General features: G+C 71.5%; 21 protein-coding genes. 10 read left to right on the top strand and 11 right to left on the bottom strand.

Annotated features, from left to right (window positions below):
- Positions 1-171 precede the first annotated feature (171 nt).
- Both AB0383_RS40265 and AB0383_RS40260 read left to right on the top strand, forming a co-directional pair.
- A complete protein-coding gene (locus AB0383_RS40265; RefSeq protein WP_364177341.1) occupies positions 172-411 on the top strand; it encodes a hypothetical protein in 240 nt (79 codons plus the stop codon).
- 7 nt (positions 412-418) lie between these two features.
- Positions 419-694: a hypothetical protein gene (locus tag AB0383_RS40260; RefSeq protein ID WP_364177344.1), complete on the top strand. Its 276-nt coding sequence runs from the start codon at positions 419-421 to the stop codon at positions 692-694.
- Positions 695-723: 29 nt separating this feature from the next.
- On the opposite strand, the gene AB0383_RS40255 is transcribed toward AB0383_RS40260, so the two are convergent.
- The 4 genes from AB0383_RS40255 to AB0383_RS40240 all read right to left on the bottom strand — a co-directional run bounded on the left by AB0383_RS40255 (position 724) and on the right by AB0383_RS40240 (position 5,606).
- On the bottom strand, positions 724-2,457 hold the full coding sequence (locus tag AB0383_RS40255; protein ID WP_364177346.1) for an IlvD/Edd family dehydratase: 1,734 nt from the start codon (positions 2,455-2,457) through the stop codon (positions 724-726).
- Between the two features lie 65 nt (positions 2,458-2,522).
- Positions 2,523-3,347, bottom strand: a complete 825-nt coding sequence (locus AB0383_RS40250) for a carbohydrate ABC transporter permease (protein ID WP_364177349.1) — start codon at positions 3,345-3,347, stop codon at positions 2,523-2,525.
- A gap of 1 nt (position 3,348) precedes the next feature.
- Positions 3,349-4,314 carry a sugar ABC transporter permease gene (locus AB0383_RS40245; protein WP_364177352.1) on the bottom strand — a complete coding sequence of 322 codons (966 nt, stop codon included), beginning with the start codon at positions 4,312-4,314 and terminating at the stop codon, positions 3,349-3,351.
- Positions 4,314-5,606 carry an extracellular solute-binding protein gene (locus AB0383_RS40240; protein ID WP_366190077.1) on the bottom strand — a complete coding sequence of 431 codons (1,293 nt, stop codon included), beginning with the start codon at positions 5,604-5,606 and terminating at the stop codon, positions 4,314-4,316. The genes AB0383_RS40245 and AB0383_RS40240 overlap by 1 nt, the downstream gene beginning before the upstream one ends.
- Before the next feature lie 133 nt (positions 5,607-5,739).
- On the opposite strand from AB0383_RS40240, the gene AB0383_RS40235 reads away from it, so the two are divergent.
- From AB0383_RS40235 to AB0383_RS40220, 4 genes are all read left to right on the top strand, one after another.
- Positions 5,740-6,759: a LacI family DNA-binding transcriptional regulator gene (locus tag AB0383_RS40235; RefSeq protein ID WP_360586953.1), complete on the top strand. Its 1,020-nt coding sequence runs from the start codon at positions 5,740-5,742 to the stop codon at positions 6,757-6,759.
- A complete protein-coding gene (locus tag AB0383_RS40230) occupies positions 6,756-9,050 on the top strand; it encodes a glycoside hydrolase family 3 N-terminal domain-containing protein (protein ID WP_364177358.1) in 2,295 nt (764 codons plus the stop codon). Before AB0383_RS40235 ends, AB0383_RS40230 begins: the two co-directional genes overlap by 4 nt.
- Before the next feature lie 88 nt (positions 9,051-9,138).
- Positions 9,139-9,414, top strand: coding sequence for a YggT family protein (locus AB0383_RS40225; RefSeq protein ID WP_364177361.1), 276 nt, complete (start codon positions 9,139-9,141; stop codon positions 9,412-9,414).
- 137 nt (positions 9,415-9,551) lie between these two features.
- Positions 9,552-10,490 carry an alpha/beta hydrolase fold domain-containing protein gene (locus tag AB0383_RS40220; RefSeq protein WP_366190076.1) on the top strand — a complete coding sequence of 313 codons (939 nt, stop codon included), beginning with the start codon at positions 9,552-9,554 and terminating at the stop codon, positions 10,488-10,490.
- Between the two features lie 3 nt (positions 10,491-10,493).
- Here AB0383_RS40220 and AB0383_RS40215 read toward each other — a convergent pair whose 3' ends face one another.
- The gene (locus AB0383_RS40215) at positions 10,494-11,255 is read right to left on the bottom strand and encodes an SDR family oxidoreductase (protein WP_364177367.1); all 762 of its coding nucleotides are present in this window, start codon (positions 11,253-11,255) and stop codon (positions 10,494-10,496) included.
- Positions 11,256-11,266: 11 nt separating this feature from the next.
- Positions 11,267-12,265 carry an acetamidase/formamidase family protein gene (locus tag AB0383_RS40210; protein WP_364177370.1) on the bottom strand — a complete coding sequence of 333 codons (999 nt, stop codon included), beginning with the start codon at positions 12,263-12,265 and terminating at the stop codon, positions 11,267-11,269.
- A 192-nt stretch (positions 12,266-12,457) separates the two neighbouring features.
- Here AB0383_RS40210 and fdhA point away from each other — a divergent pair, with 192 nt between their 5' ends.
- The gene (gene fdhA, locus AB0383_RS40205; protein WP_366190075.1) at positions 12,458-13,672 is read left to right on the top strand and encodes a formaldehyde dehydrogenase, glutathione-independent; all 1,215 of its coding nucleotides are present in this window, start codon (positions 12,458-12,460) and stop codon (positions 13,670-13,672) included.
- Between the two features lie 47 nt (positions 13,673-13,719).
- On the opposite strand, the gene AB0383_RS40200 is transcribed toward fdhA, so the two are convergent.
- Entirely contained in the window at positions 13,720-14,121 is a 402-nt protein-coding gene (locus AB0383_RS40200) for a MerR family transcriptional regulator (RefSeq protein ID WP_364177376.1), read from the bottom strand.
- 90 nt (positions 14,122-14,211) lie between these two features.
- Here AB0383_RS40200 and AB0383_RS40195 point away from each other — a divergent pair, with 90 nt between their 5' ends.
- The gene (locus AB0383_RS40195) at positions 14,212-15,198 is read left to right on the top strand and encodes an aldo/keto reductase (protein ID WP_364177379.1); all 987 of its coding nucleotides are present in this window, start codon (positions 14,212-14,214) and stop codon (positions 15,196-15,198) included.
- Between the two features lie 3 nt (positions 15,199-15,201).
- Here the strand turns inward: AB0383_RS40195 and AB0383_RS40190 are convergent, their stop codons facing one another.
- Positions 15,202-15,741, bottom strand: coding sequence for a MarR family transcriptional regulator (locus AB0383_RS40190; protein WP_364177382.1), 540 nt, complete (start codon positions 15,739-15,741; stop codon positions 15,202-15,204).
- 69 nt (positions 15,742-15,810) lie between these two features.
- Between AB0383_RS40190 and AB0383_RS40185 the strand changes: the two genes are divergently transcribed.
- Positions 15,811-16,635 (top strand): oxidoreductase, encoded by an 825-nt coding sequence (locus AB0383_RS40185; protein WP_364177384.1) that lies wholly within the window; start codon positions 15,811-15,813, stop codon positions 16,633-16,635.
- A gap of 230 nt (positions 16,636-16,865) precedes the next feature.
- On the opposite strand, the gene AB0383_RS40180 is transcribed toward AB0383_RS40185, so the two are convergent.
- Positions 16,866-17,681, bottom strand: a complete 816-nt coding sequence (locus tag AB0383_RS40180; RefSeq protein WP_364177387.1) for a class I SAM-dependent methyltransferase — start codon at positions 17,679-17,681, stop codon at positions 16,866-16,868.
- 135 nt (positions 17,682-17,816) lie between these two features.
- On the opposite strand from AB0383_RS40180, the gene AB0383_RS40175 reads away from it, so the two are divergent.
- Positions 17,817-18,476, top strand: coding sequence for a helix-turn-helix domain-containing protein (locus AB0383_RS40175; protein ID WP_364177389.1), 660 nt, complete (start codon positions 17,817-17,819; stop codon positions 18,474-18,476).
- A 1-nt stretch (position 18,477) separates the two neighbouring features.
- Here the strand turns inward: AB0383_RS40175 and AB0383_RS40170 are convergent, their stop codons facing one another.
- A complete protein-coding gene (locus AB0383_RS40170; RefSeq protein ID WP_364177392.1) occupies positions 18,478-19,227 on the bottom strand; it encodes a short-chain dehydrogenase/reductase in 750 nt (249 codons plus the stop codon).
- Positions 19,228-19,317: 90 nt separating this feature from the next.
- Positions 19,318-21,090 (bottom strand): glycoside hydrolase family 18 protein, encoded by a 1,773-nt coding sequence (locus AB0383_RS40165; protein ID WP_366190074.1) that lies wholly within the window; start codon positions 21,088-21,090, stop codon positions 19,318-19,320.
- Positions 21,091-21,098: the final 8 nt, after the last annotated feature.

Genomic DNA, 21,098 nt, shown 5'->3' with positions numbered 1-21,098 from the left:
GCGCGTGCCCACGATCGGGTGATCAACTCGGACCACTCGGGCTGTCACACGCGCCGGGGCTGCCTCGTCTCCCTGACGACAACCGGGCTAGCAGATGAGGACCTCCATGCAAGCCATCACCGTCCGCGAACGTGACGCCGGTGTCGCCGGACTGTCCGTTGAGGACATACCTTGTCCGCGCACGGCGGAGAACGACGTCCTGAGCGTGCCGCCGGCGCGCACCAGAGCGGTGGAGCGATCGAGGATGTCCCCGCCGAACACGTTGAACACCACGTCGACCTCGCCGGCGTCCTCCAGCCGGTCCGTCTCGACGAACGTGTTCAGGCGTTCGGCTCGAAGCGCAGGCCCGGCAAAACGATCATCCGCGTCACCGAGGAGCCGGGCCAGGCCGGCCAGGTCACCGGATTCTAGGCGGCGCGTGCACCCGGACGCGGTCTACATCACCGACGGCGGTGGCAAGGTCACGGCGGCACGCAAGATCATCCGCGGTGCCGAGCGCATGGCCGACGTGATGGTGCGGGTGGGCCGGATGTGGCGCCCGGACCACATCGGGGTCATCGAAGTGGGCGGCGAGCTCGCCCTCGTGTGCCACTGGCAGGGCCGCGTGTACTCCGTCGACACCGTGCAGATCACCGACGGCCTGATCACCGCGTATCGGCGGGTGGTCAACCCGGACAAACTTTCTCACGTCTGAGCTGAGCGTCGAACTCGCGGGCGTCGATCTCAGTGCGAATCGCGCGGCACACCAGGGCCGCGGGAGCCGTGCAGGAAGTCGAAGTCCGCACCTCGGTGCGCCTGGGTCACGTGGTGCGTGTACAGCCACGTGTACCCGCTGACATAGGGCGATTCCGGCGCCGACCACTCCGCTCTCCGGGCCGCCAGCTCCTCGTCGGACACGTGCAGGGTCAGTGAACGCGCAGGGGTGTCCAGCGTGATCCGGTCGCCCGTGCGCACCAGGGCGAGTGGGCCACCCGCGGCGGACTCGGGGCTGACGTGCAGCACGACTGTGCCGTAGCCGGTGCCGGACATGCGGCCGTCGCAGATGCGCACGAGGTCGGTGACCCCGTCCTTGAGCAGCTTGGCCGGCAGGGGCACGTTGGCGACCTCCGGCATGCCCGGGTAGCCCTTCGGGCCGGCGCCGCGGATCACCAGGACGGTGTCGGCCGTGACGTCGAGATCCGGGTCGTCGGCGACGCGGTGGTAGTCCTCGGCGGTGTCGAACACCAGAGCCGGGCCGGTGTGCGTGAGCAGCTCCGGCGAGGCGGCAGACTGCTTGATCACCGCGCCGTCGGGAGCGAGGTTCCCGGTGAGCACGGCCGTGCCCGAACTCGTGGGCTGGAACGGCTCGGCCATCGGGGTGATCACCTCGTCGTTCCAGCATTCGGCGTCGGACACGTTGTCGGCCAAGGACTTCCCGGTCACCGTGACCGTGCCGGGGTGCAGCAGCCCGGCTTCGGCCAAGCGCCGCACGACGACGGGCAGGCCGCCGGCGTAACAGAAGTCCTCCATCAGGAACTTGCCCGACGGCATGAGGTTCACGAGCGTCGGCACTTCGCGGCCCAGCGCGTCGAAGTCCGCCATCTCCAGGGGGACGCCGACGCGGCCGGCGAGCGCCAGCAGGTGGATGATCGCGTTGGTGGAGCCGCCGATGGCCGCGTTCACCCTGATCGCGTTCTCGAACGCCTCGCGGGTCAGGATCGACGACGGCCGCAGTTCCTCGTCCACCATCGCCACGATCCGCTGCCCGGCGGCCTGCGCCGTCTCGAAGCGGCGCGCGTCGACGGCCGGCCACGTCGCCGAGCCGGGGAGCTGCATGCCGAGCGCCTCGGCGAGGCACGCCATGGTGGACGCGGTGCCCATGGTCATGCAGTGGCCGTTGGACCGTGCCATGCAGCCCTCGGCGAAGAAGCACTCCTCCTGGCTCATCCGCCCGGCCTTGAGCTCCTCCTCGAACTTCCACACGTGCGTGCCGGACCCCACGTCCTCACCGCGGAACTTGCCGTTAAGCATTGGCCCGCCGGTCACCATCACCGCGGGCAGGTCCACGCTCGCCGCGCCCATGAGCATCGCCGGGGTGGTCTTGTCACAACCGGACAGCAGCACGACACCGTCGAGCGGGTTGGCGCGGATGAGCTCCTCGACCTCCATCGCCATCAGGTTGCGATAGAGCATGGCGGTGGGGCGCATGAGCGTCTCGCCGGTGGCCATCGTCGGGAACACCAACGGGAACCCACCGGCCTGCCACACACCGCGCTTCACCGCCTCGGCCACGCGCGTGAGGTGCACGTTGCACGGCGCCAGCTCCGACGCGCTCGTCGCGATCCCGATCACGGGCCGGCCGTCGAACACGTCCGAGCCGAAGCCCTGCGACCGCATCCACGACCGGTGGATCATCCCGGCGCGGCCCGACGCGCCGAACCAAGCCGCGCTGCGCCGCTCGCCCTGCCGTTGCTCCACACGAACCTCCCGTGCCCGGTGCCCGAACCCCCACTCCACCGCAGACCACGCGGCGGGGCAAGTGATCAGCCCTTGACCGACCCGGTCAGCCCACCGACGATCCGGCGCTGCGCCACCACGAAGAACCCCAGCGCCGGCACCATCGACAGCGCGGTGAACGCCAGCACCCGCGCCGTGTCCTGCGAATACTGCGACTGGAACGTCGCCACGCCCAGCGGCAGCGTGAAGTGCGCGCTGTCGTTGAACACCAGCAACGGCAGCAGGTACGCGTTCCAGCTCGTGACGAACGCGAGCACCGCCACCGTGGTGAGCGCGGGCGCCGAGAGCGGCAGCATGATCCGCCAGAAGAACCCGAGCCGGCTCGCGCCGTCGAGCACGGCCGCGTCTTCGAGCTCCCCGGGCACGGCGTGCATGAACGGCCGCAGGATCACGATGGTCACCGGCAGCGAGAACGCCGCCTCCGGGATCGCGACGCCCAGCGGGTTCTCCAGCAGCCCGAGCTGGCGCAACCACAGGTACAGCGGCAGCGTGGCGACGCCCAGCGGGAACAGCAGGCCGAGCGTGAACAGGACATACACGGCTTCGCGGCCTTTGAAGGCATAGCGGGACAAGGCGAACGCCGCCATCGAACCCAGGCCCACGGCCAGCACCGTCGCGATCACCGCGATCAACGCGCTGTTGCCGAGGAACCGCCAGAAATCGGGTGAGGTGAGCACACTGCGGTAGTTGTCCCACACCCACGGCCCCGGCAGGCCGGCCGGGTCGGTGTTGAGCTGCCCGTTGGTGCGGAAGCCGCCGAGCACCACGAACAGCAGCGGCACCACCGTGACCACCACGACGACGACCGCCGCCGCGTAGCCCACGACCAGGCCCCAGCGCCGGCCCGCCACGTCAGCCCACCACCCGGGTCAGGGCACCCGCGGTGTCGCGGCGAAGCGCGAACCGCTGGTAGGCCAGAGCGAACACGAAGCAGATCGCGAACAGCACCACGGCGACCGCGCTGCCGAAGCCGAACTCGTAGCGCTTGAACCCGTGGTCCACGAGATAGCTGGCCATCGTGGTCGACGCGTTGGCCGGGCCGCCGAGCGTCATGATCCACACGAGGTCGAACAGCTGCAGCGAACCGATGACGCTCAGGAACACCCAGATCCGGATCGTCGGGCCCAGCAGCGGCAGCACCACGTGGCGCGTGGTCTGCCACGAGGTGGCGCCGTCCAGCGCGGCGGCTTCCCGCAGCTCCGGCGGCACGCCCTGCAGGCCCGCGAGCAGCAGGATGATGCCGAAGCCGAGGTACTTCCAGGTCATGACCACGAACAGCGTGTACAGCACGATGCCCGGGTCCGCGAGCCACTGGTGCACGAGCCCGCCCAAGCCCACGCCGCGCAGGAGCTCGTCCACGAACCCGTTCGGTTGCAGCATCAGCAGCCAGATCACGGCGGTGATCGCCTCCGACAGCACGTACGGCGCGAACACGACCATCCGCAGGAACGTGCGGCCCTTGAGCTTGCGGTCCAGCAGCAGCGCGATGCCGATGCTCAGCGGCAGCTGGACCACGATCGACAGCACGGCGATGAGCACGTTGTGCCCGATCGCGCCGCGGAACACGGCGCCGCCGAACGCGTCGGCGTAGTTCTGGAACCCCACGAAGTTCGTGAGCGGGCCGAACCCGTTCCACGAGTACAAGCTGTAGTACACCGCGATGCCGATGGGCACGAGCACGAACCCGGCGAACAGCACCAGCGCGGGGCCGAGCAGCAAAACCAGCTCGAGCCGAGTGCGGCCCCGGCGCCGCGCCGGGCGCCGGGGTGCACTGTGGACGGTCCGCGCGAGCGGCCGGGGCGGGGCGGGAGCCGCCATCACTTGTTCCCGGTGGCGGCCTGGTTCACGGCCTGCACCACCGCTTCCGGGTTGCCCTGCCCCGCGAACAGGTTCGCGACGGCGTCGTTGAGCGCCTGACCGACAGCGGTCGGGAACGCGCGGTCGAAGTACATCTGCACGTACGACGCCTTGCGCGTCTGCTCCGCAACGGACTTGAGCGACTCGTTCTTCAACGACGCCACGGCGTCCGCGTTCACCGGCAGACCGGAGCCGGCCTCGGCGATCTTCCGCTGCACCGGCGCGCTCGTGAGGTACTGCAGGAACCCGGCACACGCGGCCGCCGCGCGCGTCGTGCAGGAGAACCCGTCACCGCCGCCGAGCAGCACGGCGGGGTTCCCCTTCCCGCCGGGCACCGACGGGAAGGGGAACCACCCGAGCTTCGAGTCGAGGTCCTTGTCGTCGGTGAGCGAGGACATCGTGCTCGGGTCCCAGTCGCCCTGCAGCTCCATCGCGGCCTTGCCGTTGGCGACGAGCCCGGCCGAGCTGCCGGCGCCCTGCTGCGCCGGCGTGCCGTTGAAGCCGGTCTGGAAAGGCTGCGTCGCGAGGAAGCCCTGCAGGTCCTGGCCGGCCTTGACCCAGCACGGGTTCTGCAGCTTCACGGCCGCGATCTCGTCCTTGAGCACCTGCGTGGAGCACGCGCGCACGGCGAAGTAGTCGTAGTAGAACGCGTCGGGCCAGCGATCCTTGCCCCCGAGCGCGATCGGCGCGATGCCCGCGGACTTCAGCTTGCCGACGGCGGCGGCGAAATCGGCCATGGTCGTCGGCGGGGCCGTGATCCCGGCCTGCGCGAAGAGGTCCTTGCGATACCAGAACCCGACGACGTGCTGCACGTACGGCACGCCGTACTGCTTTCCGCCGACCTGCCAGCCCTGCGCCATCGAGCCGAGGCCGCCGATCCAGCCCTGCACGGACGACGTCAGGTCCGCCACGCGGCCCGAGTCGACCTGCGAAGCCTCGTCCCCGCCGCCCCACTGCTGGTAGAGGTCCGGTGGCGTGTTCGACTGCAGCGCCAGCGGCACCTTGGTGGGGAACTCCTCGTTCTGGATCGGCTGCACCGTGAACGACACATCGGGGTGCGCCTGGTGGTAGTCGTCGGCGACCTGCTGCCACAGCGACCGCACGGGTTCCGCTGTGCCGTTGTGCCACCAGGTCAGGGTGACCGGACCCGACGCGGCGGCCGGGCCTTCGTCGCCACCTCCCCCGCACGCGGAGAGCACGAGCGCGGCTGCCGCGACGAGCGCGGCGAGGGGGAATCTCCGGCTGTGACGCATGACGGATCCACTCCTGACGACTTCGGCCGAGTTGGACGGGGCGTGACGGTGCCCGGGATGGCGAAGAGTCTGCGCGTCCGAAAATCCCGTGTCAATCGTTGTCGATAACGTTTTACATCGCTAGTCTGGGCCGGTGCAGCCTCGTTCCCGTGTCACGATCCGTGACGTCGCCGCCCGCGCCGGAGTGTCGGTCGCGACGGTCTCGAAAGTGATCAACCAGCGCTACGGCGTCGCCGCCGACACGTTCGCGCGCGTCCGCGCCGTGATCGACGAGCTGGGGTACGAGGCGAGCCTCGTGGCGCAGAGCCTTCGCAACCACAAGACCAACGTGATCGGCATCCTCGTGGCCGACCTCGAGCCGTTCAGCACGGAGCTGCTCAAGGGCGCGGCGGACGCGATCCGCGGCACCGGATTCGAGCTCGTCGTGTACTCGGCGGGCGGGCGCACCGGCGACCCGGTGGGCTGGGAGCGCCGGTACCTGTCGCGGCTGAGCGGCACGCTCGTCGACGGCGCGGTGCTCGTGACGCCCGCGGCCGAGCTCGAAGGCCTGCCCGGAACTCCGGTCGTCGCGGTCGATCCGCACACCGGGCGCTCGCCGCTGCCGGCGATCGTCTCCGACAACCTGCGCGGCGCGCAGCTGGCGACCGAGCACCTGCTGGAGCTCGGGCACCGCAGGATCGCGTTGCTCGCCGGCCGGCCGGACCTTCAGTCGGCGCAGCTGCGCGAAACCGGCTACCGGCGCGCGCTGGCCGCGGCGGGCGTCGAGGTGGACGAAACCCTCGTCGTGGCCGGCGACTACGACGGCGAGCTGGCGGCCGCGTCGGCGCGGGAGCTGCTGACGCGCCCCGACCGGCCGACGGCCGTGTTCGCCGCCAACGACACCTCCGCGATCGCGACCCTGGCCGCCGCGGCGGCGCTGGGCCTGCGCGTACCGGACGACGTGTCGGTGGTCGGCTTCGACAACATCCCCGAATCGGCGCTGTGCACTCCCCCGCTGACCACGGTGCAACAGCCCATCCGCGAGATGGGCCACCGCGCCATCACCGTCCTCATCGGACTCATCAACGGCGACCCCGAGGAGCGTGAGCCCGTGGTGCTCGACACGGAACTGGTTGTGCGCTCATCGAGCGCCGCGCCGCGGGCCGGCTCGTGACGACCGAGACCGCGCCCGAGCCCTGGCGCGACCCGCGGCTGTCCGTAGCCGAGCGTGTCCGCGATCTCGTGGCCCGGATGACCACGCGCGAGAAGGTGGCGCAGCTGTCCGGGATCTGGGTCGGCATGGACTCCGGTGGCGAGGTCGCGCCACACCAACACGACTTCGCCCACGACCCGCCGGACTGGGACGCGCTCGTGCCGCACGGGGTCGGGCAGCTGACCCGCGCGTTCGGTACGCGGCCGGTCGACCCGGAGATCGGCGCGCGGGGACTCGCGCGGACGCAGGAGGAGATCGTGGCGCGCGGGCGCTTCGGCATCCCCGCCGTGGTGCACGAGGAGTGCCTCACGGGCCTGGCGGCGTGGCAGGCCACGGTGTACCCGGCACCGCTGTGCTGGGGCGCGAGCTTCGACCCGGACCTCGTGGGCCGCATGGCTTTCCGCATCGGCGAGACCATGCGGGCCCTCGGCGTGCACCAGGGGCTGGCGCCGGTGCTGGACGTCGCGCGGGACCTGCGCTGGGGCCGCGTCGAGGAGACCATCGGCGAGGACCCGTACCTCGTGGGCACGATCGGCGCGGCCTACGTCGCCGGGCTCGAGTCGGCCGGGATCGTCGCGACGCTCAAGCACTTCGCGGGCTACTCCGCGTCGAAGGCCGGGCGCAACCTCGCGCCGGTGTCGGTCGGGCCGCGCGAGTTCGCCGACGTGCTGCTGCCGCCGTTCGAGCACGCGCTGCGGGCCGGGGCGCGGTCGGTGATGAACTCCTACACCGACCTCGACGGGCTGCCGGCCGCGGCCGACCCGGAACTGCTCACCACGCTGCTGCGCGAACGCTACGGGTTCACCGGCACGGTGGTGTCCGACTACTTCTCCGTGGCGTTCCTGCACGCCCTGCACCACGTCGCCACCGGACCGGCGGACGCGGCAGGACAGGCGCTGGGCGCGGGCATCGACGTCGAACTGCCCACAGTGGACTGTTACGGCACGCCGCTGCTGGCCGCACTGGCCGACGGCAGCGTCGAGGAGTCCCTGGTGGACCGCGCGCTGCACCGCGTGCTGACGCAGAAGTTCGAGCTGGGCCTGCTGGATCCCGAGTGGTCGCCCCACCGGGGGTTGACCGAGCTGGACGACGCCGAGTCGCGGGCGCTCGCGCGAGAGCTCGCCGAGCGGTCGGTGGTGCTGCTGTCGAACACCGGAGCGTTGCCGCTGCGTTCCGGTGTTCGGCTGGCGGTCGTGGGTCCGCGCGCGGACGAACCGGGCGCGATGCTCGGCTGCTACTCGTTCCCGATGCACGTCGGCGTCCACCACCCGGACGTGCCGTTCGGCCTCGACGTGCCCACGGTCGCCGAGGCGCTGCGGGAGTCGTTCGACGTCACCTTCGCCGAGGGCTGCGGCGTCACCGGCGGCTCGGACTCCGACCTCGCCGCGGCCGTCGAGGCGGCCGCGGCGGCGGACGTCTGCGTTGCCGTGCTCGGCGACCGGGCGGGCTTGTTCGGCGGCGGCACGTCCGGCGAAGGCTGCGACGCCGCCGACCTGCGGCTGCCCGGCCGGCAGGAGGAACTGCTCGAAGCGGTGTTGGCGACGGGCACACCCGTGGTGCTGGTGCTGTTGTCCGGCCGGCCCTATGAGCTCTCGCGCCAGGTCGAGCGCCTGGCGGCCGTCGTGTGCGGGTTCTACCCGGGTGAAGAGGGCGCGGCGGCGCTCGCCGGGGTGCTCACGGGCCGGGTCGAGCCGTCGGGCCGCCTGCCGGTGAGCTTCCCCGCCGCCGGGGCGACCCAGCCGTCGACCTACCTCGGCGCGGCGCTGGCCGCGCGCAGCGACGTCAGCTCGGTCGACCCCACGCCGGTGTTCCCGTTCGGGCACGGTCTCACCTACCACCCGGCCACGTGGGTCTCGGTGGCCGGCGCGACCGTGTGGCCGGCCGACGGCTCGTGCCGGGTGAGCGTGACGCTGCACAACCCGCACGACACGGAGACGTCGGAAGTCGTGCAGGTCTACCTCCACGACCCGGTCGCCGAGGTCGCGCGCCCGCTGCGGCAGCTGATCGCCGCGCCGCGCGTGCCGCTCCCACCCGGGCAGACCCGCGTGGTGCACCTGGCCCTGCACGCGGACCTCGCCTCCTACACCGGGCGGGCCGGCGACCGGATCGTCGACACCGGGCCGGTGGAGCTGCTCGTGGGCCCGTCGAGCGCCGTCGCGCACACCGTGCTCGCGGTGCCGATCACGGGCGCGCGAAGGCTCGTGGGGTTCGACCGCGTGCTCCAGCCGCAGGTCACGGTGGTCCCCGGCTGATAACTCGCTGAGAACTCCGGCAAACGGGACACTCCGCGGGCGCTCCCGGCGTTGAGCCAGGTGAACGACCCACCCTGAGGAGTGTGTGATGAGCCTGATCGGAACGCTGGTCGGGTACGTGCTGACCCTGTTCATCCTCGTGCTGATCGCGCGCATGATCCTGGACTGGACGCGCCTGGTGACCACCGGGCCGTCTTGGCTCGGGAAGGCGCGCCACTACAGCCACCGCGCCACCGAGCCCGTGATCGCGCCCGTGCGCCGCGTGCTGCGGCCGGTGCGCGCCGGCGGGCTGTCGATCGATCTCGCGTTCACCGTGGTTTTCTTCGCGGCGGTGATCGTGCGGTCGATCGCGTTCGCCCTGTGACGGCTGCCCCTCACCGCCCGGGCGAGGGGCAGCACCTCACCGTTGCGCGAAATCGGTCCGGATGCCGGGAAACACCACCTCGTCCCGCTTCCTGGTACGGCTACCGGTCGGGAGCCGGGGTGGGTGATAGTCGGCTCGTGACCCAGGTGCTCCCCGTTCTCCCGCAGACGGCCCCGCCGGACCCCGAGCCCGCCGCCGGCCGGGTGCTCTACCGCGACGCCGTGGTCGCTCCCCTGCTCGGCTACCGGCCGCTGCTGCTCGACCTCGCCGTGCCGGCCGGTCCGCCGCCGCCCACCGGATGGCCGGTGGTCGTGTTCGTGCACGGCGGCGCGTTCGCCGTGGGTTCGCCCAAGCACGCGCCGCTCGGCCGGTACCTCGCCCAACGCTTGCCCGCGGCCGGGTTCGCCGTGAGCTTGGTCCATTTCAGACACAGCCGCGAAGCGGTGTACCCGGCACAGCTGCACGACGTGAAGGCCGCGGTGCGCTGGCTGCGTCACCACCACACGACGCTGGCGCTGGACCCGGACCGGTTCGCCGCGTGGGGCCACGCCGCGGGCGGGCACCTCGCGGTGATGCTCGCCGTGACCGGCGGCCGGCCCGAACTCGAAGGCGACATCGGCGTGCTCGGCCCGGACAGCGGCGTGCAGGCGGCCGTGGCGTGGAGCCCGCCGTCGGACTTCACGCGGCTGCCACCGCCTCCGCCGAGCTCACCGTTCCACGCCACCGGGGAAGACCCGCACGCGTGGCTGCTCGGCGGCGCGCCCGCGCAGCACCCGGCGCTCGCCGCCGCGGCCAGCCCGCTCACGCACGTGAGCGAGTCCGCCGCGCCGCTGCTGGTCGTGCACGGCACCGCCGACGACGTCGTGCCCATCACCCAGAGCGAAACCCTCGTCGCCACCTACTGGCAGGCAGGCGCCGATGCCGAGTTCAGGTGGCTCGAGGACGCCGGCCACGTCTACGGTCTCGGTACCCGCGAAACCATGACCACGGCGGGCATCGACTTCCTCCGCGAACAGCTCGGCGCTCCGAACCCGAGGACCCGGAGCGCCGAACGCCACAGCGCCGTACAGAACTGAGACCTACAGCTGCACACCTCGTGTGAGAGCGCCGTCGGCCACCAGGTTGGTGCCGGTGATGAACGACGCCAGCGGGCTGGCCAGCACGGTCACCGCGTAGGCGATCTCCTCCGGCGTGCCCATGCGGCCCATCGGGTTGAGACCCAGTGCCTGGTTGAACAGCTCCGGGTTGCCGCTCTCGGTGCTGTGCCAGATGCCGCCCTCGAAGTAGGTGTTGCCGGGCGACACCGTGTTGGCGCGGATGCCCTTCGGCGCCAGCTGCAGCGCCAGGCCCTGGATGTAGTGCACGACCGCGGCCTTCATCGTCCCGTACGCGGGGGCGGCGAAGTCGATCTCGCGGCCCGAGACGCTCGAGATGGCGATGATCGAGGCGGCCTCGCTGCGTTCCAGGTGCGGCAGCGCGGTCTCGGCGACGCGCACCGTGTGCATGAGGTCGACCTCGAAGCTGGAGCGCCAGTTCTCCTCGGTCGGGCCGATGGACAGGGCGCTGACGTTCGCCACCACGATGTCGAGGCCGTTCAGGTCGGCCGCGGCGCGCTCGACCCACGCGGTCAGCGCTGCGCCGTCGGCGACGTCCACGGCCTCGCCCGACACCGTCGCGCCGGCGTCGCGGAACTCCTTCTCCGTGGCGCGCACCTCGGATTCGGTACGCGCGCAGAACGCCACCGCGGCGCCCTCACCTGCGAGCGAGGCGACGACCGCGCGCCCGATCCCCTTGGTACCGCCGGTCACCAGGGCTTTGCGCCCGGCCAGCCGCAGATCCATGCGTTTTCCTCCTAGAGCTTCGCGGCCTGCTCGCGCAGGTACCGGTGCATTCCGCCGTAAGCCTCGCCCGTGGGCAGCAGGCGCTTGGCGATCTTGGTGACGGCGCTGTAGTTCGCGTCGACGACGTTGGCCAGCGGGGCCTGGCTGATCTGCGTGAGCAGCTGGTAGGCGTCGAGCGGGTCGAGCCCGTAGAGCTCGCCGAGCCAGCCGATCATGCCGTGCTGGCTCGAGCGCCACGCGTCTTCCAGCGGGCGTGAGGAAGCGACCACCACGTAGTTCTCGTCCTGCTCGATGCGCGGCCACACCGGCGCACCGCCCTTGATCAGCTCGACGATCAGCGTCACGTTCATGGCGCCTTCCACGGCCGTACCACAGGCCTCGCCCTCGCCCTGGCGGTAGTGCCCGTCGCCGACGGAGAACAGCGCGCCCGGCACGTTCACGCCGAGGTAGCAGGTGGCGCCCGCCTTCATCTCGGGCGTGTCCATGTTGCCGCCGAACATGTCCGGCACCAGCGACGTGCGCACCTCACGCCCCGCCGGGGCGACGCCGACCGTGCCGAGCATCGGTTCCACCGGCAGGTCCACGCGGAAGTCGCCGCGCAGCGCCTCGAACACCACGACCTGCTTCTCGCGGTCGAGCTGGTAGATCCAGGTCAGCTCGGGCAGCGGCTCGTGCAGCATCGCGGTGCGGTCGGTGGCGGTGAGCCCGCCGAAGAACGGGATGGTCGCCGACGCGGCCCAGTCACGCGCCGGTTCCAGGTCCACGAAGTGCAGCGCCAATGTGTCACCAGGTTCCGCGCCGTCCACAAAGAACGGTCCCGTCTGCGGGTTGACCTCCCGCATGTCGAGTTTTTCACTCGGTTTGTCCGACGCGCTCTGCAGCCGGCCGCTGAACGCGTCCTCGGTCCAGAGTTTCAACACCGTGCCGGGCTTCACCTTCCGGATGGGGGCGACCCCGCCGAAGGTCCACGCGTATTGCTCGCGCTCGGGGGTGAACTCGACGATCTCCACACTGGCTCCTCATGCCGAAGGCTGCACACGACCGGCCCCCCGCCGCGGTCGATCTTGCCCACCCTCGAGGCCGCGCACAAGTCAGCGCGCCGGCGTCCGTGACAGGGTTAGCATGGAGTGCCTGACGTGACGGGGGAACTCCACGCCGCGCCACCTGTTCACCGACGAACGAGGAAAGGCGGCAAGAAACTCATGGCAGGCAACAAAGCAGTCACTTATGTGGGCCCGGGCAAGGTCGAGGTCGACACGATCGAGTACCCCGGCTTCGTGCTCAAGGACGGTCCGGGTGTAAACCCGGCGAACGTGGGTCGCGAGACCCCTCATGGCGTGATCCTGAAGAACGTCGCGACCAATATCTGCGGTTCCGACCAGCACATGGTCCGTGGCCGCACGACGGCACCGGCAGGACTGGTGCTGGGTCACGAGATCACCGGAGAGGTGATCGAGACCGGCCGTGACGTGGAGTTCATCAAGGTGGGCGATCTGGTTTCGGTGCCCTTCAACATCGCGTGCGGACGCTGCCGCAACTGCAAGGAGGGCAAGACGGGGATCTGCCTGAACGTGAATCCGGACCGGCCGGGTTCGGCGTACGGCTACGTCGACATGGGCGGCTGGGTCGGCGGCCAGGCGGAGTACGTGATGGTTCCGTACGCCGACTGGAACCTGTTGAAATTCCCGGACCGCGACCAGGCGATGGAGAAGATCCTCGACCTCACGATGCTTTCGGACATCTTCCCGACGGGCTTCCACGGCTGCGTCACGGCGGGCGTCACGGTGGGGTCGACGGTCTACGTGGCGGGAGCCGGCCCGGTGGGGCTGGCCGCGGCCGCGTCGGCGCAGCTGCTCGGCGCCGCGGTGGTGATCGTGGGTGACCTCAACGCCGAACGGCTCGCGCAGGCCCGAAGCTTCGGCTGCGAGACCATCGACGTGTCGGAGGGCGACCCGAAGGACCAGCTCGCCGCCATCGTGGGTGAGCCGGAGGTCGACTGCGCGGTCGACGCCGTCGGGTTCGAGGCGCGCGGGCACGGCCGGGAGTCGGCGACCGAACACCCGGCGACGGTGCTGAACTCGCTGATGGACCTCACCCGCGCGGGCGGGGCGCTGGGCATTCCCGGCCTGTACGTGACAGGGGATCCCGGGGCCGGCGACGAGGCGGCGCGCCATGGCTCGCTGTCGATCCGGATCGGGCTGGGCTGGGCGAAGTCGCATTCGTTCACCACGGGCCAGTGCCCGGTGATGAAGTACCACCGGAAGCTGATGATGGCGATCCTGAACGACCGCGTGCAGATCGCGAAGGCCGTGAACGCGACGCCGATCAGCATCGGCGACGCGCCGCGCGGCTACCACGAGTTCGACCAGGGCGCGGCACGCAAGTACGTGCTTGACCCGCACGGTCTGCTCAACTGAGCACCATCCGGTGGGGTGGCGTCGCGGCGCCGCTCCACCGGCTCGGCTCAGACCTTTGCCAGGTTTTCGGTTTGTTCCAGCGGCGTCTGGTCGACCGCGGCACCGTAGAAGGCGATCTTCATCCGGATGTGCTCCTGGTGCCCGCGCAGCCGGTCGATCTGCTCGGCCACGCGCGTCTCGTGGTCCTGCAGCACGGCGAGGCGTTCGGCTTGGGTGTCGTCGCCCTCGCGCAGCAGCTCCACGTAACGCAGCATCTGGGCGATCGGCATCTCGGTGTCGCGCAGGCAGCGCAGCAGGTGCAGGAACCGCAGGTCGTCCTCGGTGAACCGGCGGCGCCCGCCGGCGGTGCGGTGGACGTCGCGCAGCAGGCCGATGCGTTCGTAGTAGCGGAGCGTGTCGATGCTGAAGCCGGTCCGGGCGGTCACTTCGGAGGGTGAGTAGGAATCCACCCGTCCAGACTCCCACCTGGAGCGCGCTCCAGGTCAAGCTCCGGGTTCGGGACTTGACCCGGACCTCGGTCCGGGTTGTTCGCTCGGGGCATGACTGGTTTGGACGACTACCGGCCCCTGGGCCGTTCCGGGCTCCGGGTCTCGCCGCTGGCGCTGGGTGCGATGACGTTCGGCCCGAGCGGCCTCTCCTCCGACGACGCGACCTCGCATGAGGTGTTCCGCACCTACCTCGGCGCCGGTGGCAACTACGTCGACACGGCCGACAACTACAGCGACGGACGCAGCGAGGAGCTCGTCGGCGAGTTCCTGCGCGAGGTGCCCGACCGCGACGAGCTGGTGCTGGCCACGAAGTACTCGGGCCCGCGGTTCGTCGACGGCGAGCCGGTGCGCGATGTCCTGGGCCGCAGCAACGGGCGCAAGAACATGGTCGCTTCGCTGGAGCGGTCGCTGCGGCGCCTGCGGGTGGACCACGTGGACCTGTACTGGCTGCACGTGTGGGACGGGTTCACCCCGGCCGAAGAGGTCGTGGCGGCGTTCGACGCGCTGGTGCGCGCGGGCAAGGTCCGCGCGGTGGGGCTGAGCGACGTGCCCGCGTGGTACGCCGCGAAGGCCGCGATGCTCGGCGGACCGCTGATCACGGCGCTGCAGCTGGAGTACTCACTGGTGGAGCGCTCGATCGAGACCGAGCACGTCCGGCTCGCCGCGGAATTCGGCATCGCGATGCAGCCGTGGAGCGCCCTGGCCGGCGGCTCCCTCACCGGCAAGTACTCCCGCGACGGCGCCGGGCCCGGCCGGCTCGACGGCACGAAGCACTCCGAACGGCGCTGGGCGGTGCTCGACGCCGTGCGCGAGGTCGCCGCGGAGACCGGCCACACGCCGGCGCAGGTCGCGATGCACTGGGTGCTGCGGCGGCCCGGCATCGCGGGAACGCTCGTGGGGGCGCGCTCGACGCGGCAGCTCACGGACACGCTCGGGGCGTTGACGCTGGACCTGCCCGCCGCGGTGCTCGACCGGCTCACGGAGGTGAGCGCGCCGGAGCTGCCGTTCCCGCACAACGTCCTCGCCCGGTTGCGGTGACAGTCAGGACTCGCCGTTGATACGGTCCACTGTGGACGCCGGGCCGAACTCCGATTCGAAGCGGGCCAGGAGATCGGCCAGCAGCGCGTTGAGCGCCGCCAGGCGGTCGGGTTCGAGGGCGCCGGCGAAGAGGCCGCGTTCGTCGTCGGTGCGCTGCTTCGTGGCGGCGGCCCAACGGGCGCGGCCCTTGCGGGTGAGGCGGATCGGGCGGCTGCGGCCGTCGGCGGCCGCGACGCGTTCGACCAGCCCCGCGCGGGCGAGCCGGTCGATGCGGACGCTGACGGTGCCCGACGTGACCCCCAGCAGGTCACCGAGCTCCTTGGGCGTGAGCACGGGCGGTTCTCCGGAGCGGTGCAGGGCCGAGAGCGCCTGCCAGTCGCCGGGGGTGAGGTCGTGGACGACGGCCGCGCGACCCAGCACCTGCTCGAACTGCCGCGACAGCCGGCCGATCCGCTGGCGCGCGGCCTCGACGTCCGCGTCGACCCCGGCGGGCATCACACGCAGCCACGCCGCGAGGCCGGCGCCGACCGAGTCCTGGTCCACTGGACACTCCCTTGAGTCTCAAGGTAGTTTGGTTTGAGTATCAAGATACCGCGAATCGAGGAGACGGACATGAGCCGGGTCTGGTTCATCACGGGCACGAGCGCCGGTTTCGGGCGGGTGCTCGCCGAGGCGGTGCTCGCGCGGGGCGAGCGGGTCGTGGCCACCGCGCGGGACGTCGAGTCGGTGAAGGACTTCGCCGACCGCGCGCTCGTCGCGCGCCTCGACGTGACCGACCCGGCGTCGATCCACTCGGCCGTCGACGCCGCGCTCGCCGAGTACGGGCAGATCGACGTCCTCGTGAACAACGCGGGCCACGGTCTCATCGGCGCGCTCGAAGAGCTCACCGACGAGCAGACGCGCAAGGTCATGGAGACCAACGTGTTCGGCGTGCTCGCCGTGACGCGCGCCGTCCTGCCCCACCTGCGCGCGCGGCGCAGCGGGCACATCGTGCAGCTCTCCTCCGTGGGCGGCGTCGTCGGCAACCCGGGCCACGCGATCTACGCGACGTCGAAGTTCGCGCTGGAAGGCCTGTCCGAAGCCCTCGCCGGCGAGGTGGGGCCGCTCGGGATCCGCGTCAGCATCGTCGAGCCCGGCCCCTTCCGCACCGAGTTCGCCGGCCGGTCCATGACCTTCGCCGACCCGATCGCCGACTACGCCGACACCCCCGCCGGCCGGCTGCGCTCCCAGTTCTCCGGGCAGGACGGCCACCAGCCCAACGACCCCGCCCGCGCCGCCGCGGCCATCCTCACGCTCGTCGACACCCCCGACGCACCGCTGCGGCTGCCACTCGGACCTGAAGCGGTGACGCGGATCAGGGCGAAGCTGGAGAAGCAGCTCGCGGACCTGGTGGAGTGGGAGGCGCTCGCGCTGGATACGCGGTATCCGGACGCGTGAGTCAGGGCTGTCGGCTGCGGCACGCTCCTGTCTGCGCGGGACAGGGATCGTCCCGCGGGCGCCGGCGCCGGTCCCCGCGGGGGCCGGTGCCCGCGGCGGTTCACCAGGCCGCGCCGTTACAGCTGCCGCGACGACTTCCGTGAGTGCCGTGCGGGTGCGCCGAACCGGCGGGCTCGTCGCGGGGGTACGTCAGCGTGAGCAGTCCAAGGCAGCGCGGCCCCGACGAGGAGTCAGAAGCGGTAGCGCAGCACGCACGTCCCCCGCCTGGCCACCGCCGTGCTGCGGGCCGCCAGCCGGGTGAACCAGCGCAGCGCCGGCGGCTGCAGCGCGACCTCGGGCGCGCGGGACGCGAACTGCTCGTCGACCAGCTCCAGTTGCGGGACCCAGCGCTGCGGGGCGCGCGGGTCGTCGAAGCCGGGGTTGGCCACGACGCCCGCGATGGAACCGGTGCCGCCGTAGTGCTCGATGGCCCAGACGTGGAAGCGCGTGTAGCTGTTGAACGCGATCTCGCCCGTCGGGAAGCGCCCGGCGATCCCGGCGAGCAGGGCGACGAACGCGTCCTGCGGCAGGAAGGCGACGAGCCCGTCGGCGACCGCGACGGCGGGCCGGCCGACCGGGATCCGCTCGAGCCACGCCGGGTCGGTGAGGTCGGCGGCCACCGGGTGGACGTTCGCGGGCGGCGGCAAGAGCCGTTCGCGCACCGATACGACGGCGGGCAGGTCGAGGTCGTACCAGTCCACTGTGGAGGGTGGCCGCACGCGTTCGATCCGTCCGTCGAGCCCGCAGCCGAGCTCCAGCACCACGGCGTCGGGGTGGCGGCCGACGAACGAGCGCACCACGTCGTCGAGCATGCGCGAGCGCACGGCGATGTCGAACACCTGGCTCTTCACCAGCGGCCCCGCGGCGGGGTCGTGCCCGAGTGCCGCCACGACGCCCGCGGCCGCGGGGTCGCCGAGCACCGGGCGGGGTGCGCGGGCGTCGAGCGCGCGGCCGTCGAGCGTGAGGTACAGGCTGTTCTCCACCGCGGTGAACGCCGTCGTGTCCATGGTGACCCCCTTTTCCCGATCGGGAAACTACGACTGTCCACCGGGGTCCGTCAACTCGGGTTTTCCTTGTGTTGCAATGGCTGTCACGAGTGCAACGGGGCGCCGTTGTTGCAATGACGCGGTAGGCTCGGGCACATGCCGGGAACCCGTCTGACCCACGAGGACCGTCGAGGCGTCGCTGAGGGGCTGAAAGCCGGGCTCGCCTACGCCGAGATCGCGCGGCTGCTGGGGCGGCCGACGTCGACGGTGAGCCGGGAAGTCCGGCGCAACGGCGGCCCGCGCGGCTACCGGGCCGACCACGCCCAGGAGGCCACACACGAGCGGGGCCGGCGCGTGCCCGTGGGCGCCCCGGCGGTGAGCGGGTTCGAGGAGCGGTTCACGGAGATGATGGTCCACACCGGACTCCCGCGCATGCCGGCCCGCGTGCTCGCCACGCTCCTCACCAGCGACCGGCGAACGCTCTCCGCGATGGACCTCGTGGCGCGCGTGCGCGTGAGCCCGGCGTCGGTGTCGAAGGCGATCGCGTACCTGGAGCAGCTCGAACTCGTCCGCCGCGTCCGCGAACCCGGCGGCCGCGAGCACTACCGGGTCGACGACGACGCGTGGTACCGCTCGTGCCGCCGCGAAGCCGACGTCTGCACCGCGTGGGCCACCTCGGCGCGCGAGGGCGCCGGCCTGCTGGCCGGCTCCCCCGCCGCCGCGCGGCTGGCCGCGATGGGCGACTACTTCGACCACGTCGGCCGCGACCTCGCCGACTCGGCCGAACGATGGCGGCACGTCTTCGCCGCCGGGTGAATCAGGACGCGGCGGACAGCCCGCCGTCGATGGTCACGATGGTGCCGCTGATGTAGTCGGCGCGGGCCGAGGCCAGGAACGCCACCAGGTCGGCGACCTCGCCCGGCTCGGCGACGCGGCGCGAGGGCAGCGCGGCGAAGCTCGCGTCGACGTCGGCGTTGGCCGCGCGCATGGTGGTGATCCGCTCGGTCGCGACCGGGCCGGGGTTCACGCCGACCACGCGCACGCCGTCGCGCGGGCCCTCGGCGCCGAGCGCCCGGGTGAAGGCCATCAGCGCGGCGTTGCCCGCGCCGCCGGCGATGTACTCCGTCTTCGGCCGCTCACCGCCGGCGCCGATCACGTTGACGATCACGCCGCGACCCTGCTCGCGAAGCCGCGCGTAGACGAGCCGGGTGAGGTCGACGTAGCCGAAGACCTTGAGGTCCCACGCGTGCCGCCAGCGGTCGGGGCCGACCTGGTCGAGCGTGCCGGCCGGGATGTCGCCGGCGTTGTTCACGAGGATGTCGGCGTCGGCCGTGGCCTCGGCGAGCCGTTCGAGATCGGCCGTTTCGCGCAGGTCGACGACGTGCACGGTCACCTCGACCCCGTGCGCCTCCCGCAGCTTCCTGGCGAGGGCTTCGAGCGCCTCGCCGCTGCGCGCGGCCAGGTGCAGGTGGCTGCCCTCGGCGGCGAGCACCTCGGCCACGGCAGCGCCGATGCCCTTCGACGCGCCGGTCACCAGGGCACGCCTGCCGCGGAGTTTCAGGTCCATCGCTCGTCCTCACGATCTTCGCCGGTGGTTCCCAGTCTGCCGAAGATCGCCGGCGGCCCGCCATGTCTCGTGCGTCTCAGGCAGGGTGTCTCAGGGAAGCGTGTCCAGGAACGGCGCGTGCGCGTTCTGGAACGTCCAGCCCGAGAAGTGGTCCCAGTTGATCGACCACGTCATGAGCCCCCGCAGGCCCGGCACGGTGCCGCCGCGCAGGGTGTAACCGCCGCAGCCCGTGCCCTTGGTGAGGCACGTCAGGGCGGTCTGCACGTCGGCGGGGGCGGTGTAGCCGTTGCCCGCGTTGACGGTCGCCGGGACGCCGAGCGCGATCTGATCGTCGCGCAGGCCGGGGAAGAAAGCGCCGCCGGCGACGGGGAGGCCGGCCTTGAGCATGTCGGTCATCGCGATGTGGAAGTCGGCGCCGCCCATGGTGTGGTACTGGTTGTCCAGCCCCATGACCGGCCCGGAATTGTAGTCCTGGACGTGCAGCACGGTCAGCGAGTCGCGCAGGGCGTTGATCACCGGCAGGTACGCGCCGGTGCGCTGGTCGCCGGCCGACGAGCCGCCGTAGAACTGGTAGCCGACCTGCACGAAGAACGTCTCGGGCGCCATCGTGAGCACGAACGCGCTGCCGTAGCGGGCTTTCAGCGTTTTGAGGGCGGAGATGAGGTTGACGACGACGGGGGTGGTCGGGTTGCGGAAGTCGGTGTCGCCCGCGTTTAGCGACAGCGAGTGGCCCTCGAAGTCGACGTCGAGCCCGTCGAGGCCGTACTTGTCGATGATCGCCGAGACGGAGCTGACGAACGCGTCACGCGCGGTCGTGGTGGTGAGCTGCACCTGGCCCTTCTCGCCGCCGATGGAGATGAGCACCTTCTTGCCCTGCACCTGCTTCGCGCGGATCGCCGCGATGAAGTCGGCGTCGCTCTCCACGTCGGCGCATTCGGTCGCCGGGCAGCGGTTGAAGCGGATGTCGCCGGATGTCGGCGTGGTCGGCTCGCCGAACGCGAGGTCGATGATGTCCCACGCGTCGGGCACGTCGGCCATGCGGACGTAGCCGGAGCCGTTGGCGAAGCTGGCGTGCAGGTAGCCGATGAGGGCGTGCTTCGGCAGGCCGGAGTTGGTGCAGCCGCCGGTGCTGCCGGAGACCGTGGCGCTGCGCGGCGACTCCCCCGCTGTGTTGTACGCGGCGACGGTGTAGCTGTGCGTGGTGCACGGCGACAGCCCGGTCAACGTCGCCGAAGTGCCGGTGACGGTCGTGCGCAGCGTGCCGTCCTCGTAGACGCGGTAGCCGGTCACGGTGCCCGCCGGTGCGGTCCACGTCAGGCCGATCGACGTGCTGGTGACCGCGCCGAGCTTGGGCGCTGCCGGCGCGGTGGGTGCGCCGGGGGTCCCGCCGCCCGGGCCGTCGAGGCTGACGTCGTCGGCGTAGTAGGTGCCGCCGCCGTACCAGCCGTGCAGGTAGAGCTGCGCGGACGTCTGGGTCGCGCCCGTGGTGAACGACAGCGCCAGGCGCGTGTAGTCACCCGAGCCCGCCCAGGTCGAGGGCCCTCCGGTGACCCCCAGGTACACCGGGTTGCCCCGCACCCAGGCCTCCACGGCGTAGGTCGTGTTCGGCCGCACGGACACCGTCTGACTGCACTGCCCGGTGTCGGCCGCGGACGCCGTGACGGCCAGCGCCCCCGCCCCCGAACGCACCGGCGAAGCGACGGTGGCCGCCCCGCTCGCGCACTCCCACCCGCCGGTCGACCCGGCGTCGAACCCGGGGTTGACCAGCAGATTCGCGGCCCCGGCACTGCCGGGCACGGCCACGAGCCCACCCAGGGTCACGGCGAACGCGGCCAGGAACAAGGACAGTCGGGAACGCCTCATCGCCTACC

The organism is Amycolatopsis sp. NPDC051373, from assembly GCF_040689465.1.
Taxonomy (GTDB): domain Bacteria; phylum Actinomycetota; class Actinomycetes; order Mycobacteriales; family Pseudonocardiaceae; genus Amycolatopsis.
The sequence above is the reverse complement of the archived record's forward strand: the minus strand, read 5'-3'. Positions and strand labels throughout refer to the sequence as shown.